Source organism: Streptomyces sp. NPDC091209 (assembly GCF_044757755.1).
Taxonomy (GTDB): domain Bacteria; phylum Actinomycetota; class Actinomycetes; order Streptomycetales; family Streptomycetaceae; genus Streptomyces.
Map to the genome: position 1 here is coordinate 33,974 of NZ_JBIVVR010000015.1, position 13,594 is coordinate 47,567.

Below are 13,594 nucleotides of genomic sequence, written 5' to 3' on the forward strand. Positions count from 1 at the left end.
AACTGAGGAAGGAGGGGCAGTTGGTTCGGGATAGGCCGGTCGGTGTCCGCACGGGGTCGGTCCGCTTACGGAAATGGTCCGCCGTTCAATCGACAGTGATCGAATCGAGCTTCTGGCGGAGATAGACATGGGAGTCGACGGGTTCGTACGCGACGCGGCCCACGGGGGCGGGCACCGACTCGACCCGTGTCCCCGGGGTGCACTCGCCGAAGTAGACGAGCGAGATCAGCTCCTCGGCGGGCGCGTCGGCCGGCGGCGGCAGCACCCGGTGGCGTCCCGAACGCCATCGGTCGCCGGTCCAACGGGCCATGAGGTCACCGATGTTGATCGTGAAGGCGGCCGGGTCGAAGGGCGCGTCCTGCCAGCCGTCCTCGTCCGTGAACACCTGGAGCCCGCCCTTGCCGGTCTGCCGGTCGAGGATGGTGACGGTGCCGAAGTCGGTGTGCGGCCCGATGCGGAACTGGCCCGGCAGCGGCTCGCCGACGACCTCCGTGCCCGGATACCAGTTGATGTTGAAGCCGTACGTCGGGTGGTCCATGTGCCGGGTGAAGAAGTCCGGTTCGAGGCCGAGTGCCTCGCCGAGCAGCTCCAGCAGCAGGTTCTCCAGTTCCCCCATGGCCGCCAGGTACTCCTCGCAGAGCCCGCGCAGCTCCGGGGTCTCGGCGGGCCAGACGTTCGGCGCGTACCACTCCGCGTTGGTCTCCGGGTCCGCGAACGGCTCGCTCGTCGCGAACGTCAGCGACTCCTTGAGGTCCGGCGGGGTCTCGGTGCCCTCCGCGTAGCCGTTGGCCTCGGCGCCCGGACCGAGCCAGCCGCGGCCGCCGACCCGGGCGGCGTAGCGCTGTTTCGTCCCGGCGGGCAGCGCGAAGAAGCCGCGGGCGGCCTCCCTCAGCCGGCTGCGCAGCTCCGGGTCCACGCCGTGACCGGTGACGAGCAGGAAACCGGCCGTCCGCAGGGCGTCGTCGACGCCACGGGCGACGGCGGCGCGGGCGGCGGGGTCCCCGGAGAGCCAGGGGCCCAGGTCGACGGTGGGGATGCGGGTCGGCGCGGGGGCGCCGGGACCGGCCGGATCCCCGGGGCGGGGCGGATCCCCGGGGCCGGGCGGATCCTCCCGGCCGGCAGGATCCCCGGCACCGGCCGGGTCTCCGGGACGGGCCGGATCCTCGGGATCGGCCGGGTTCGGGTGGCCTGCCCGATCCTCGGGAACCGCGTGGGCCCTCGGGTCATTCACCGATGTCCTCGTTCCACAGGGCCGGGTTGGTCTTGATGAAGTCGCGCATCAGCGCCGTGCACTCGGGATCGTCGAGCAGCACGATCTCCACGCCGTGCTCGGCGAGCCAGTCGTGGCCGCCGTGGAAGGTGGCCGCCTCGCCGACGACCACCCGGGAGATGCCGAACTGCCGGACCAGCCCGCTGCAGTACCAGCACGGCGACAGGGTGGTCACCATGGTCGTACCGCGATACGTCCGCTGCCGTCCCGCGGCGCGGAAGGCGGCCGTCTCGCCGTGCGCCGAGGGGTCGCCGTCCTGGACGCGGCGGTTGTGGCCACGGCCGAGCAGGGTGCCGTCCGCGCCGTACAGCGCCGCCCCGATGGGGACACCGCCCTCGGCGAGCCCGGCGCGGGCCTCCTCCAGGGCGGTGGCGAGCCACGCGCGGGCCTGTGCCTGATCGATGCGCTCCATGGTCCCCACTCTCCCGCGGGACTCCAGTCCCGTGCGGCCGGAACACGAGGGCAACGCGGGGAAGCACCCTCCCGCCGCGCGGGGTTCGCTCCGAGGCGGCGCGGATCAGCCGCTCTGCGGTCTGCGGGCCAGGATGAAGGCCTGCGGGGTCTTCTCCGGGGCCTCGGCCTCGCGGACCAGGCGGGTGACCTCGAACAGGCCCGCGTTCCGCAGGAGTTCGGCGACCCGCTCGGGCGGGAAGCGGTGGACGTCGAGGTCGACGTCATGGCCGTACGCGTGCTCCAGGCGGACGTGTTCGGCGCCGACCTTGAAGGCGATGAGCAGATGGCCGCCGGGGGCGAGGACGCGGTGGAACTCGGCGAACATCAACGGGAGTTCGTCGATCGGCGTGTGCACGGTGGAGTACCAGACGAGGGCTCCGGCGAGGGAGTCGTCGGCGAGGTCGAGGTCCGTCATCGTGCCCACGGAGAAGCGGAGATGCGGATACTCCCTGCGGGCCACCGCCACCATCCCAGGCGAGAGATCGATCCCGAACGCGTCGAGCCCGAGCTTCTCCAGATGGTGCGTCACCCGCCCCGGCCCGCACCCGAGGTCCGCCACGGCCCCGCCCCCGGCGGCCCGCACCCGCTCCGCGAACGCCGCCAGCATGGCCATGTCCAGAGGCCTGGCCAAATGATCCCTGAGCAGTTCGGCGTAACTGGCGGCGACGGTGTCGTAGGAGGCGCGGGTGGCGTGGAGGCGGGTCGTCATGGCGGGGAAGAGTAGACCGGGGGTCCGACATTCACGGCCGTGACGGATCCGAATTCGCCACCCGCAGCAGCAACTTGCCCGTGCTCGTCCGCGACCCCATCAGCGCGTGCGCCTCCCCGGCCGCCTCCAGCGCGAACTCCGCCGTCACCGGCAGGGTCACGGTGCCGTCGGCCACCGTCTCGAACGCGCGCGCGGCGATGTCGCGGAGGGCGGCCGGGGCGGTCCTGGCCAGGCCGAGGATCGAGAACCCGCCGACCGACCGGCCGGTGGGGTAGAGCTCCGGCTGGCCCACCGTCCAGGGCTCCGCCGAGCTCGCGTTGCCGAAGGAGACCAGGCGGCCGAAGAGGGCGAGCGAGGCGAGGCTGCCCCGGAAGGTCTCGCCGCCCACCGGGTCCAGGGCCAGGTCCACCCCGCGGCCGGCGGTCGCCGCGCGGACCTCGTCCTCGAAGGCCCCGACGAACACCTCGTCGTAGCCGTTGCCGAGGGCGTACGCGGCCTTCGCTCCGCTGGACACGACGCCGTACACCGCGCCGGCCCCGGCCGCCTTCGCCAACTGGCCGAGCACCGTGCCCACACCGCCCGCCGCGCTCTGGACGAGCACCGTCTCGCCTGGCTGGAGCCGGCCCACGGTGTGCAGGAGGGCGTACGCCGTGGGCAGGACGGTGGGGAGGGTGGCGCCGGTGCGCAGGCCGACGCCGTCGGGGAGCGGGAAGACCGTGCCGGCGTCGGCCACGACGACGTCCGCGTACGCCCCGCCCTCCGTCAGCGCCGCGACCTCCTGACCGGCCCGCAGTCCCGTGACGTCCGGACCGACCGCCCGGATCCGGCCCGAGACCTCGATTCCCGGTACGAAGGGGAGGCGCGGTACGCGGTAGCCCTTCGACCGCGCCAGGACGTCGGCGAAGTTCACGCCCGCGTAGGCGACGTCGACGCTCACCTGCCCGGGGCCCGGATCGGGGACCTTCGCCTCCACGACCCGCAGGACCTCGGGACCGCCGTACTCCTGGAATTCGACCGTACGCATGGCTCACTCCTGGCTCGTACTCGGCTGGTACTCGGCTGGACAGCCGACGGCCCGCGCGGACCGGCCGCCGCGCCGACTGACTGTTCAACGAAAAGCGAACACTCAGGAGTGTATGGTTTTCATCGAACACTCGGCAAGCGGATCGGGAAGACACCAGGGAGGCCGGCGTGGCGGAGCGCACCAGTCATCGGGCGGCGCCCGAGCACACCCACCCCGACGAGGTCCCCGTACCGGCCGCCCTCGCCGCCCTCGCCGATCCCGTGCGGATCCAGCTCGTCAGGGAGCTGGCGGGGTCCGCGGAGTGGAGCCGCAGCTGCGGCAGCTTCGACGTGCCCGTCGGCAAGGCGGCTCTCAGCCATCACTTCGCCGTACTGCGCGGCGCCGGGCTCGTCGAGCAGCGCGACGAGGGCCCCAGGCGGGTCAACCGGCTGCGCCGACCGGAGTTCGACGCCCGCTTCCCGGGCCTCCTCGCCCTCGTCCTGCGCGAGGAACCGCCCCGCTGAGAGGTCTCGGCGGCGGTCCCGGCCGTGCGCGGTGGTACGCGCCCCCGGCTCGGACGTCTCAGGCGGGCTCTTCGGTGACGTGGGAGTCGGTGAGGGTGAGGGCGCCGCCGGCCGCGATCAGGCCGACGACGACCGCCAGCACGGCGTAGGTGATCCGCTCGCCGTGGAAGAAGGACGCCACCAGGGTGTCGGTCCAGGTGCCCGCGGGCAGCCGGGTGGTGACCAGCGCGGCGATGAGGGTGCCGACCACGGCGGTGCCGACGCTGCTTCCGACCTCCTGGGCGGTGTCGTTGAGCGCCGTGCCGATCGATGTGCGGTTGCTCGGCATCGCGTCGACGAGCGCGATGGCGCAGATCGTCATGACGGTGCGCAGTCCGACGGTCATCACGACCATGCAGACCGCGATGGCGCCGTACCCGCGGTCGACGCTCCAGGACAGGCCGGCCAGCGATCCGGCCAGGCAGGCCGCGCCGACCAGGCAGGCGACGCGGTGGCCGAACCTTCCCGCGAGCCACTCGGACAGCGGGGTTGCGACGATCATGGTCACGATGATCGGCAGGTTCGCCAGGCCGGCCCGGACGGGGCTCCACCCGTAGGCGTACTGGAAGTGGAGGATCAGCCCGAACATCACGGCGGCCATCGCGATGGCCGTGCCGATCTGCGCGATGGCGGCGCCGCGGACGGGGCCGTTGGAGAAGAGGCGGAGGTCCAGCATCGGCGACGCGCTGCGGCGCTCGTGCCACACGAACGCGATCCCCGCGGCGATGGCGCCGAGGACCGAGGCGACGGTGGTCGCGGAGAGCCAGCCGTGCTCGACGCCGCTGGTCAGCGAGTAGCAGGCGAGGCCGATGGTGGCGACGCTCAGGCCGGCGCCCGGCAGATCGAGCTTGTCGTGGGTCAGGTCCTGCGGCCGGTCGGCCGGGACGCCGAGACGGACGCCGATGGCCGCGATCAGCGCGATCGGGGCGTTGACGACCAGGAGCCACTGCCACTGGAAGTGGGCCAGGGCGGTGCCGCCCAGCAGCGGGCCGAGGACGAAGCCGGACATGCCGACGACGATCATCAGGGTCATCGCGCGCATCCGCAGCGCCTTGTCGTCGAACAGCCGGAAGACCAGCGAGTTGGTGATGGGGGCCATCGCCGCCGCGGCGATGCCGAGGCCGGCCCGCAGGGTGATGAGCTGCCCCGCGGTGGTGACCGCGACGACGGCCAGGCTCAGCAGTCCGAACACCGCCAGGCCGGCCAGCAGCACACGGCGGCGCCCGAGCCGGTCGGCCATCGATCCCGCCGTGAGCAGCAGGCCGCCGAAGGTCAGCGAGTACCCGCCGGTGACCCACTGCAGCGCGGTCGTGCTGCTGTCGAGGTCGCGTCCGATCGTGGGCAGCGCGATCGAGAGCAGTGTGTTGTCGACCATCTCGACGAAGAAGGCCAGGCAGAGCGCGGCCAGGGGAATCCATGCCGCGCGCAGGGACGGATAGGTGCGCGATGCGGCGGGCGCTAGGGCGGTCGTGGTCATGGCGGGCCTCCTCTCGGAACGGTGTCGACTGTCGAACAATGTTCGACAATGGAACAACGTTCGGGAATGGAACGGTGTTCGACAATAGAACGAGGTTCGATAATTGTGCAAGCTGTGATTGGATGGGTCCCATGACAGGCCCGCGACCACGACCCGCCGACCGCCCTTCCCGGGGACGTCAACGGGCCTCGCACTCCATCGAGGCCGTTCTCACCGCGGCCGTGGCCCTGCTCGACGAGGCGGGCGAGCCGGCGCTGACCCTCCGCGCCCTCGCGACCCGGCTCGGCACCGGCGTCGGCAGCATCTACTGGTACGTCTCGGGCAAGGACGACCTGCTCGACCGCGCCATCGACCACGTGCTCGGCGGGGTGCTGACGGCCGTCGAAGGGCAGACCGGCAGCGACGACCCGGTCGACGACCTGCGCGTGATGGCCGTCACCCTGTTCGACGCGATCGTGGACCGGCCGTGGCTGGGTGCGCACTTCATGCGCCGCACCGACGTCCAGGGCAACTCGTTGCGGCTTTTCGAGAAGCTGGGGCAGCAGACACTGCGGCTCGACCTCACGCCGCCGCAGCGGTTCCACGCCGTGTCGGCGATCGTCGGCGTCGTGGTCGGCAACGCTGCCGACATGGGGCAGGAGCCGCCCCAGGAGGTGCTCGACGGCTTCGTGGACCGCGACGAGTTCCTCGGTCGCTACACCGAGACGTGGCGCGCGCTCGACGCCGAGGAGTTCCCGTTCGTGCACGACATCGTCGACGAGTTCGACGGGCACGACGACAAGGAGCAGTTCCTCGCCGGGCTGGACCTGACACTGGCGGGCCTTCGCCTCCAGGCCGGAGTCTGACGCCGCCTGCCCGTACGCATCGGCGCCGCCGATGGGGGCATCGGCAGGACGCCCCAGTGGCCCGTGGCCCGCCCCCGGTCACCGCTCCTACCTTCGGGGCATGACCTCAACCACCGCAGTCGAGAACAAGGGCGCCGTCCAGCTGACCGCCGCGATGATGCTCTCCGGCACCCTCGGCGTCTTCGTCGTCGAGTCCGGCGCCTCGCCCTTCGACGTCGTCTTCTTCCGCGTCCTGTTCGGCGCGCTCGCCCTCGGCGGCTACGCGCTGGCCCGGGGATACTTCCGGGGCCACGGCTTCACCCCGCGCACGCTCGGACTCGCCGCGCTCGGCGGGGTGTTCATCGTCTTCAACTGGGTCCTGCTCTTCCAGGCGTACCGGAACACCTCGATCTCCGTGGCGACCGTCGTCTACCACACCCAGCCGTTCTACGTGGTGCTGCTGGGCGCCCTGTTCTTCCGCGAGCGGCTCACCGCCGCCAAGGCCGGCTGGATCGCGCTGGCCTTCGCCGGTCTGGTCCTCGTCTCGGGCGTCTCCCCGGCCGACTTCGCGCACGGCGGCCCGTATCTCACCGGCGTCGGACAGGCCCTCCTCGCCGCGCTCCTCTACGGGCTGTCCACGCTGGTCACCAAGCGCATCACCGGCGTACGGCCGCACCTCATCGCGCTCGTCCAGGTCCTCGTCGGCATCCCGCTGCTGCTCCCCTTCGCCGACTTCGGCGCGATGCGCGGGACCGGCGCCGACTGGGGCTGGCTCATCGGGCTCGGAGTCGTTCACACAGGGCTGATGTACGTCCTGATGTACGCCGCCTACGCCAAGCTCCCGACCGCGAAGATCGCCGTGCTCGCCTTCACCTACCCGGCCGTCGCGATGCTCATGGACTGGGCGGTGTACGGCCACCACATCGGTCTCGTGCAGGCCCTCGGCGTCCCGCTGATCGTGACGGCCAGCCTGAAGGTCACGCTTCCCCGGGCCGCCGGGACCGACCGGACCGGGCGGGCCGCCCGGATCACTCGGACCGGCCGGACTCCTCGGACACCAGTTGCCGTGCCCGCTCCAGGAACAGCCGCGCGTGAGCCGGAAGCCTCTTCCCGGACCGCCACGCCAGTTGCGTCCGAAGCGTGAACGGCGGTTCCCAGCGCAGTCGTACGAGCTCGCCCCGCGCCAGTTCCGCGGCGACCGTCACCTCCGGCAGCAGTGCGATGCCGAGGCCGGCCGCCGCGGCCCGTTTGGTCGCCTCGATCGTGCCGAACTCCGTGAAGTCGACGGAGGAACCTTCGGGGAGGCGGGAGTTGAGCTCCCGTTCGAACAAGTCCCGGTAGGCACAGCCGGGTTCGGTGGCGAGCAGGGAGCGGCCCGTGAGGCCGGCGGTGTCCGGTGCCGTGCCGGCGAGCGGATCGCCGGGCGCGGCGACCAGCGCCAGCGGCTCCACCGCCAGCACCGCGACCTCGAGTCCCGCGTGCTCGGTCTCCTCCTCCATCAGGAAGCCGACGTCGTACGTGCCCTGGAGCAGCGCCCGGCGGGTCTCGTCGCCGATGGTCGTGCGCAGCGACAGCCGCACCCGGGGATGACGGTGGTGGAAGAACTCCAGGAGCGGCAGCAGCCGGTACGACGTGAGGGACTCCATCGTGCCGACGGTGAGCGTGCCGGAGGGCTCCTCGGCGCCGACGACGGCGGCCCGCGCCTCGTCGGTCAGCTCGATGATCTGCCGGGCGTAGGGCAGCAGCCGTTCGCCCGCCTCGGTCAGTCGGATCCTGCTGCCCAGCCGGTCGAAGAGCTCCGTGCCGAGCGAGGACTCCAGGGCGCGGATCTGACTGGTCACGCTGGACTGCGCGTACGCCAGCTCGGCCGCGGCCCGCGTGAAGCTCAGAACGGTCGCGACCTTCTCGAAGGTCACCAGCAGGCGCAGTTCCATGGCAGCAGTCTCACGACTCCTCGTCGGACCTGCTCTGCTCCTCACGCCGCCTCAGTTCCTCCTCGCGGCGCCGCAGGTCGGCCTCCCAGTCCTTCAGATGGGCCTCGTCCTTGCGGTTGGCGGCCTTGAGGGAGTCGAGGAACTCGGGGTTGTCGTCGGGAGCGACGAACGCGGTCCGTTGGTTGCGGTGCCACTCGGAGGGCGTGGCGCCGCCGGCCGGAGCCCTGCGGATGCGGCCCGCGGCGAGCCAGACGACGGGACCGACGAGTATCTCGCCGAAGAGCAGGATGATGATGATCCAGACCACCTTGGGCAGGCCCCGGACCTCCTCCTCCGGCGTGTTCAGGCAGTCGATGAAGGCGTAGATCATCAGCGCCACGACCAGTAGGAAGGGCAGATACCTGAGCATGGCTGAACGTTCCCCCAGTGAACGGTGGCGGGGCGGCACGGGCCCCCCGGTGACGGGCACAGGGTAGCGGGTGGCCGATACTTGGACACATGGCTTACGACGATCTTCGCTCCCTGCTCAGGGCACTGGAGCGCGAGGGCGACCTCAAGCGCATCAAGGCTGAGGTGGATCCGTACCTGGAGGTCGGGGAGATCGTCGACCGGGTGCAGAAGGCGGGCGGGCCCGCACTGCTCTTCGAGAACGTGCGCGGGTCGGCGATGCCGCTCGCGATGAACGTCTTCGGCACCGACCGGCGACTGCTGAAGGCCCTCGGCCTGAAGTCGTACGCCGAGATCTCCGACAAGATCGGCGGACTGCTCCGGCCGGAGCTGCCGCACGGCTTCGTCGGGGTGCGCGAGGCCTTCGGGAAGCTCGGCGCGATGGCGCACGTACCGCCGAAGAAGGTGAAGGACGCGCCGGTGCAGGAGGTGGTGCTGCGCGGCGACGACGTCGACCTCGACGCCCTGCCCGCCCTGTTCACCTGGCCCGAGGACGGCGGCTCCTTCTTCAACCTCGGGCTCACCCACACCAAGGACCCCGAGTCCGGCATCCGCAATCTCGGCCTCTACCGGCTCCAGCGCCACGACAAGCGCACGATCGGCATGCACTGGCAGATCCACAAGGACAGCCGGAACCACTACCAGGTCGCGGCCCGCAGGGGCGAGCGGCTGCCGGTGGCGATCGCCTTCGGGTGCCCGCCCGCCGTGACGTACGCCTCCACCGCGCCGCTGCCCGGTGACATCGACGAGTACCTCTTCGCCGGGTTCCTCCAGGGCAAGCGGATCGAGATGGTCGACTGCAAGACCGTGCCGCTCCAGGTGCCCGCGAACGCCGAGGTCGTCCTCGAGGGCTGGCTGGAGCCGGGCGAGATGCTGCCCGAGGGGCCGTTCGGCGACCACACCGGGTTCTACACCCCGCAGGAGCCGTTCCCGGCGCTGACCATCGACTGCGTGACGATGAGGAAGCGGCCGCTGCTCCAGTCCATCGTGGTGGGGCGGCCTCCGACGGAGGACGGACCCCTCGGCCGGGCGACGGAGCGGTTCTTCCTGCCCCTGCTGAAGATCATCGTGCCGGACATCGTGGACTACCACCTGCCCGAAGCGGGCGGTTTCCACAACTGTGCGATCGTCGCGATCGACAAGAAGTACCCGAAGCACGCCCAGAAGGTGATGCACGCCGTCTGGGGCGCGCACATGATGTCCCTGACGAAGCTCATCGTCGTCGTCGACGCGGACTGCGACGTCCACGATCTGCACGAGGTCGCCTGGCGCGCGCTCGGCAACACGGACTACGGGCGTGACCTCACCGTCGTCGAAGGCCCGGTCGACCACCTCGACCACGCCTCCTACCAGCAGTTCTGGGGCGGCAAGGCGGGTATCGACGCGACGAGGAAGTGGCCCGAGGAGGGCTACACCCGGGACGGCGGCTGGCCCGAGATGGTGCTGTCCGACCCGGAGACGGCGGCGAAGGTCGACCGCCGCTGGAAGGAGTACGGGCTGTGAGTTCAGCTTCCGCGGCGCTTCCGCAGCCGGGCCGCACCAGGGCGTTCCTGCGCCTCGTCATGATCGAGCACTCGGTGTTCGCGCTGCCCTTCGCCTACATCGCGGCGCTCACGGCGATGTTCGCGCTGGACAAGAACATCCACTGGGGAAAGCTGCTCCTGGTCACCGTCGCGATGGTGGGCCTGCGCACCTTCGCCATGGCGGCGAACCGGATCATCGACCGCGAGATCGACGCCCGCAACCCCCGTACGGCCCATCGTGAACTGGTCACCGGCGCGATGAGCGTGAAGCACGCCTGGACCGGCGCGCTGGTCGCCCTGGTCGTCTTCCTCGCCGCCGCCGCCCTGCTCAACCCGCTGTGCCTGGCGCTGGCGCCCATCGCGGTCATCCCGATGGTCGTCTACCCGTACGGCAAGCGGTTCACGAACTTCCCGCAGGCCATCCTCGGCCTGGCCCAGGCGATGGGCCCGATCGGCGCCTGGATCGCCGTCACCGGCACCTGGTCCTGGGACGCCGTCGTCCTCGGTCTCGCGGTCGGCGTCTGGATCGGCGGCTTCGACCTCATCTACGCCTGCCAGGACGTCGAGACCGACCGTGAGATCGGCGTGATGTCGGTGCCGGCGCGGTTCGGCATCCCGGCCGCCATCTGGGGCGCGCGGGCCTGTCACGCGGTGACGACGGCGCTCTTCGTCTGGTACGGGGCCGCCACCGGCGCGGGTGTCTTCTTCTGGTTCGGCCTGGTGATCGTCACGGCCGCGTTCCTGTACGAGCACTCCATCGTGAAGCCGCACGATCTGACCCGCCTGAACCGGGCGTTCTTCCAAGTCAACGGCTTCATCGGCATCGCGCTGTTCGTGTGCGCCCTGCTCGATCTGCTGGTGCGCGGGCTCACGGTCTGACCATGGGCGGTGGCCGGATAGGCTCGACACCATGAAGCCAGGACAGACGCAGCGCCGGCCTTGGATCGTGGGGGTGTCCGGCGCGTCCGGTACGCCGTACGCGGCCGCGGTGCTGCGTTCGCTGCTGGAAGCGGGGGAGAGCGTCGACCTGGTCGTCAGCAGGGCCTCACGGCTCACGCTGCTCGACGAGACCGGCCTTCCGTTCCGGGACGCCCACTGGCGGGACGACCTACGCGAGTGGCTGGCGCGGGGCGCCGACGGCAAGCCCGGCACCTTCGACGCCTTCGAGGAGCGTCTCGACGCCGTACGGCACTGGAGCGCGGGCGATCTGGCGGCGGGGCCCTCGTCGGGCTCGTACCCGGCCAAGGGCATGCTCATCGTGCCCGCGTCCACCGCCTGCGTCGCCGGAGTCGCCCTCGGCCTCTCCAAGGATCTGTTGCAGCGGGCCGCGAGCGTCACCCTCAAGGAGGGGCGGAGGCTGGTCGTCTCCGTACGGGAGACCCCGCTGAACGGGCAGACGCTGCGTCACCTGGTCTCCCTGGACGACGCGGGCGCGACCGTGCTGCCGGCCTCGCCGGCGTTCTACGCGGGTGCCACGCACATCCAGGACCTGGTGGACTTCGTCGCCGGCCGGGTCCTCGACGCGGCGGGTGTGGAACACGACCTGTACCGCCGGTGGAAGGGCGAACTCGGGAGCGGTTCCCGGGGCGACACCACCTGAGGGGCCTCTCAGCACCTCAACCTCTGATCTCAACACCTCAAGACCTCTCAGACCTTTTCAGCGGAAGGCTTCGATCGCATGGACGCGGTGGACAGGCAGCTCATCCAGGCCCTGAGGGAGAACGGCCGGGCCTCCTACGCGGAGCTGGGGCGCCTCGTCGGTCTGTCGGGACCCAGTGTCACCGACCGCATCAACCGGCTGGAGGCGGCCGGTGTCATCACCGGGTACCGCGCGACGGTCGACTCGGCCTCGCTCGGTCTCGGCGTCACCGCCCTGATCGGCATCTCGCTCTCCGACGCCGCCGACCACGAGGACGTGGCCCGGCGGCTGCGCGACCTCAGCGAGATCGAGGACTGCTGGTTCATCGCGGGCGACGACTCGTTCATGCTCAAGGTGCGATCGAGCGACGTCGACGGACTGGAGAAGACCATCCGGCGCCTGTCGGGCACCAAGGGCGTCTCCCGTACCCGTACGACGATCGTGCTCTCCACGAAGTGGGAGAACCGGGTCGGAGAGCTGCCCGAGGAGGAGTAGGAACGCCCCCGGCGCGAAGGCCCTGACGGGGGTCTTCCGCCGGAAAGCGGGGGAGTACGGTTGGCTGGATTCGTCACAGGGAGAGGTAATCGCATGGATGTCGGGCTCAAGCGCGAGCTGGAGGACAAGGTCCGGGCCGGTGAGCGGCTCAGCCGCGAGGACGGCATCGCGCTGTACGAGTCGGACGACCTGGCGTGGCTCGGTGGGCTCGCGCACGAGGTGCGCACGCGGAAGAACGGCGACGTCGTCCACTTCAACGTCAACCGTCACCTCAACATGACGAACGTGTGCACCGCGTCCTGCGCGTACTGCTCGTTCCAGCGCAAGCCGGGCGAGAAGGACGCGTACACGATGCGCATCGAGGAGGCCGTCCGCCTCGCCAAGACGATGGAGGGCGAGAACCTCACCGAGCTGCACATCGTCAACGGCCTCCACCCGAACCTGCCGTGGCGCTACTACCCGCGCTCCCTCAGCGAGCTGAAGAAGGCCCTCCCGGACGTCTCGCTCAAGGCGTTCACGGCCACCGAGATCCATCACTTCGAGACCATCTCGGGGCTGTCGGCCTCGGAGATCCTCGACGAGCTGATCGAGGCCGGCCTGGAGTCGCTGACCGGCGGCGGCGCGGAGATCTTCGACTGGGAGGTCCGGCAGCACATCGTCGACCACCGCACCCACTGGGAGGACTGGTCGCGCATCCACCGCCTCGCGCACGAGAAGGGTCTCAAGACCCCGTGCACGATGCTGTACGGGCACATCGAGGAGCCCCGCCACCGCGTCGACCACGTGCTGCGGCTGCGTGAGCTCCAGGACGAGACCGGCGGCTTCCAGGTCTTCATCCCGCTGCGCTACCAGCACGACTTCGTGGACATGAAGGACGGCAAGGTCAGGAACCGCCTCCAGGCGCGCACCCAGATGGCCACCGGCGCCGAGGCGCTGAAGACCTTCGCGGTCTCCCGGCTGCTCTTCGACAACGTCCCGCACGTCAAGGTCTTCTGGGTCATGCACGGCGTCCAGACCGCCCAGCTCGCGCTCCAGCACGGCGCCGACGACATGGACGGATCGGTCGTCGAGTACAAGATCACGCACGACGCCGACAACTACGGCACCCCGAACAAGCTGACCCGCGACGACCTCCTCGACCTGATCCGCGACGCCGGTTTCCGCCCCGTCGAGCGCAACACGCGGTACGAGATCATCCGCGAGTACGACGGACCGGACCCGGCGCGACGCGAGTCGCCGCAGCCCATGCGGGTCTGA

General features: G+C 70.8%; 15 protein-coding genes. 8 read left to right on the forward strand and 7 right to left on the reverse strand.

What is annotated here, in order from left to right; translation table 11 throughout:
* Positions 1 to 85: 85 nt before the first annotated feature.
* From ACIQRL_RS33890 to ACIQRL_RS33905, 4 genes are all read right to left on the reverse strand, one after another.
* Positions 86 to 1,036: an isopenicillin N synthase family dioxygenase gene (locus ACIQRL_RS33890; RefSeq protein ID WP_401339026.1), complete on the reverse strand. Its 951-nt coding sequence runs from the start codon at positions 1,034 to 1,036 to the stop codon at positions 86 to 88.
* 187 nt (positions 1,037 to 1,223) lie between these two features.
* Entirely contained in the window at positions 1,224 to 1,682 is a 459-nt protein-coding gene (locus ACIQRL_RS33895) for a nucleoside deaminase (RefSeq protein ID WP_401338767.1), read from the reverse strand.
* Between the two features lie 105 nt (positions 1,683 to 1,787).
* Positions 1,788 to 2,432 (reverse strand): class I SAM-dependent DNA methyltransferase, encoded by a 645-nt coding sequence (locus ACIQRL_RS33900; protein ID WP_401338769.1) that lies wholly within the window; start codon positions 2,430 to 2,432, stop codon positions 1,788 to 1,790.
* Between the two features lie 31 nt (positions 2,433 to 2,463).
* The gene (locus ACIQRL_RS33905; protein ID WP_401338771.1) at positions 2,464 to 3,456 is read right to left on the reverse strand and encodes a zinc-binding alcohol dehydrogenase family protein; all 993 of its coding nucleotides are present in this window, start codon (positions 3,454 to 3,456) and stop codon (positions 2,464 to 2,466) included.
* Positions 3,457 to 3,623: 167 nt separating this feature from the next.
* Between ACIQRL_RS33905 and ACIQRL_RS33910 the strand changes: the two genes are divergently transcribed.
* Positions 3,624 to 3,959, forward strand: coding sequence for an ArsR/SmtB family transcription factor (locus ACIQRL_RS33910; RefSeq protein WP_401338772.1), 336 nt, complete (start codon positions 3,624 to 3,626; stop codon positions 3,957 to 3,959).
* 58 nt (positions 3,960 to 4,017) lie between these two features.
* On the opposite strand, the gene ACIQRL_RS33915 is transcribed toward ACIQRL_RS33910, so the two are convergent.
* Positions 4,018 to 5,475 carry an MFS transporter gene (locus tag ACIQRL_RS33915; RefSeq protein ID WP_401338774.1) on the reverse strand — a complete coding sequence of 486 codons (1,458 nt, stop codon included), beginning with the start codon at positions 5,473 to 5,475 and terminating at the stop codon, positions 4,018 to 4,020.
* A gap of 197 nt (positions 5,476 to 5,672) precedes the next feature.
* On the opposite strand from ACIQRL_RS33915, the gene ACIQRL_RS33920 reads away from it, so the two are divergent.
* On the forward strand, positions 5,673 to 6,320 hold the full coding sequence (locus ACIQRL_RS33920; RefSeq protein ID WP_401339029.1) for a TetR/AcrR family transcriptional regulator: 648 nt from the start codon (positions 5,673 to 5,675) through the stop codon (positions 6,318 to 6,320).
* Positions 6,321 to 6,420: 100 nt separating this feature from the next.
* Complete coding sequence (locus tag ACIQRL_RS33925; RefSeq protein ID WP_401338776.1) at positions 6,421 to 7,443, forward strand: DMT family transporter; 1,023 nt, start codon at positions 6,421 to 6,423, stop codon at positions 7,441 to 7,443.
* On the opposite strand, the gene ACIQRL_RS33930 is transcribed toward ACIQRL_RS33925, so the two are convergent.
* Positions 7,328 to 8,233, reverse strand: a complete 906-nt coding sequence (locus ACIQRL_RS33930; RefSeq protein ID WP_401338778.1) for a LysR family transcriptional regulator — start codon at positions 8,231 to 8,233, stop codon at positions 7,328 to 7,330. The genes ACIQRL_RS33925 and ACIQRL_RS33930 overlap by 116 nt on opposite strands.
* 10 nt (positions 8,234 to 8,243) lie before the next feature.
* Positions 8,244 to 8,642 carry a PLDc N-terminal domain-containing protein gene (locus ACIQRL_RS33935; RefSeq protein ID WP_401338781.1) on the reverse strand — a complete coding sequence of 133 codons (399 nt, stop codon included), beginning with the start codon at positions 8,640 to 8,642 and terminating at the stop codon, positions 8,244 to 8,246.
* Positions 8,643 to 8,731: 89 nt separating this feature from the next.
* Here ACIQRL_RS33935 and ACIQRL_RS33940 point away from each other — a divergent pair, with 89 nt between their 5' ends.
* The 5 genes from ACIQRL_RS33940 to mqnE all read left to right on the forward strand — a co-directional run bounded on the left by ACIQRL_RS33940 (position 8,732) and on the right by mqnE (position 13,594).
* Positions 8,732 to 10,183, forward strand: a complete 1,452-nt coding sequence (locus ACIQRL_RS33940; protein WP_401338782.1) for a menaquinone biosynthesis decarboxylase — start codon at positions 8,732 to 8,734, stop codon at positions 10,181 to 10,183.
* Positions 10,180 to 11,082: a menaquinone biosynthesis prenyltransferase MqnP gene (mqnP, locus tag ACIQRL_RS33945; RefSeq protein WP_401338784.1), complete on the forward strand. Its 903-nt coding sequence runs from the start codon at positions 10,180 to 10,182 to the stop codon at positions 11,080 to 11,082. The genes ACIQRL_RS33940 and mqnP overlap by 4 nt, the downstream gene beginning before the upstream one ends.
* A gap of 31 nt (positions 11,083 to 11,113) precedes the next feature.
* Positions 11,114 to 11,803 (forward strand): UbiX family flavin prenyltransferase, encoded by a 690-nt coding sequence (locus tag ACIQRL_RS33950; protein WP_401338786.1) that lies wholly within the window; start codon positions 11,114 to 11,116, stop codon positions 11,801 to 11,803.
* A 78-nt stretch (positions 11,804 to 11,881) separates the two neighbouring features.
* On the forward strand, positions 11,882 to 12,337 hold the full coding sequence (locus tag ACIQRL_RS33955; protein WP_266761447.1) for an Lrp/AsnC family transcriptional regulator: 456 nt from the start codon (positions 11,882 to 11,884) through the stop codon (positions 12,335 to 12,337).
* A 93-nt stretch (positions 12,338 to 12,430) separates the two neighbouring features.
* Positions 12,431 to 13,594 (forward strand): aminofutalosine synthase MqnE, encoded by a 1,164-nt coding sequence (gene mqnE, locus ACIQRL_RS33960; RefSeq protein WP_401338789.1) that lies wholly within the window; start codon positions 12,431 to 12,433, stop codon positions 13,592 to 13,594.

What these genes read in the sequence shown, in the direction of transcription:
- ACIQRL_RS33895 (WP_401338767.1), bottom strand. Translation starts at nt 1,682, where the DNA reads ATGGAGCGCATCGATCAGGCACAGGCCCGCGCGTGGCTCGCCACCGCC.
- ACIQRL_RS33900 (WP_401338769.1), bottom strand. Translation starts at nt 2,432, where the DNA reads ATGACGACCCGCCTCCACGCCACCCGCGCCTCCTACGACACCGTCGCC.
- ACIQRL_RS33905 (WP_401338771.1), bottom strand. Translation starts at nt 3,456, where the DNA reads ATGCGTACGGTCGAATTCCAGGAGTACGGCGGTCCCGAGGTCCTGCGG.
- ACIQRL_RS33915 (WP_401338774.1), bottom strand. Translation starts at nt 5,475, where the DNA reads ATGACCACGACCGCCCTAGCGCCCGCCGCATCGCGCACCTATCCGTCC.
- ACIQRL_RS33925 (WP_401338776.1), top strand. Translation starts at nt 6,421, where the DNA reads ATGACCTCAACCACCGCAGTCGAGAACAAGGGCGCCGTCCAGCTGACC.
- ACIQRL_RS33930 (WP_401338778.1), bottom strand. Translation starts at nt 8,233, where the DNA reads ATGGAACTGCGCCTGCTGGTGACCTTCGAGAAGGTCGCGACCGTTCTG.
- ACIQRL_RS33935 (WP_401338781.1), bottom strand. Translation starts at nt 8,642, where the DNA reads ATGCTCAGGTATCTGCCCTTCCTACTGGTCGTGGCGCTGATGATCTAC.
- ACIQRL_RS33940 (WP_401338782.1), top strand. Translation starts at nt 8,732, where the DNA reads ATGGCTTACGACGATCTTCGCTCCCTGCTCAGGGCACTGGAGCGCGAG.
- ACIQRL_RS33950 (WP_401338786.1), top strand. Translation starts at nt 11,114, where the DNA reads ATGAAGCCAGGACAGACGCAGCGCCGGCCTTGGATCGTGGGGGTGTCC.
- ACIQRL_RS33955 (WP_266761447.1), top strand. Translation starts at nt 11,882, where the DNA reads ATGGACGCGGTGGACAGGCAGCTCATCCAGGCCCTGAGGGAGAACGGC.
- mqnE (WP_401338789.1), top strand. Translation starts at nt 12,431, where the DNA reads ATGGATGTCGGGCTCAAGCGCGAGCTGGAGGACAAGGTCCGGGCCGGT.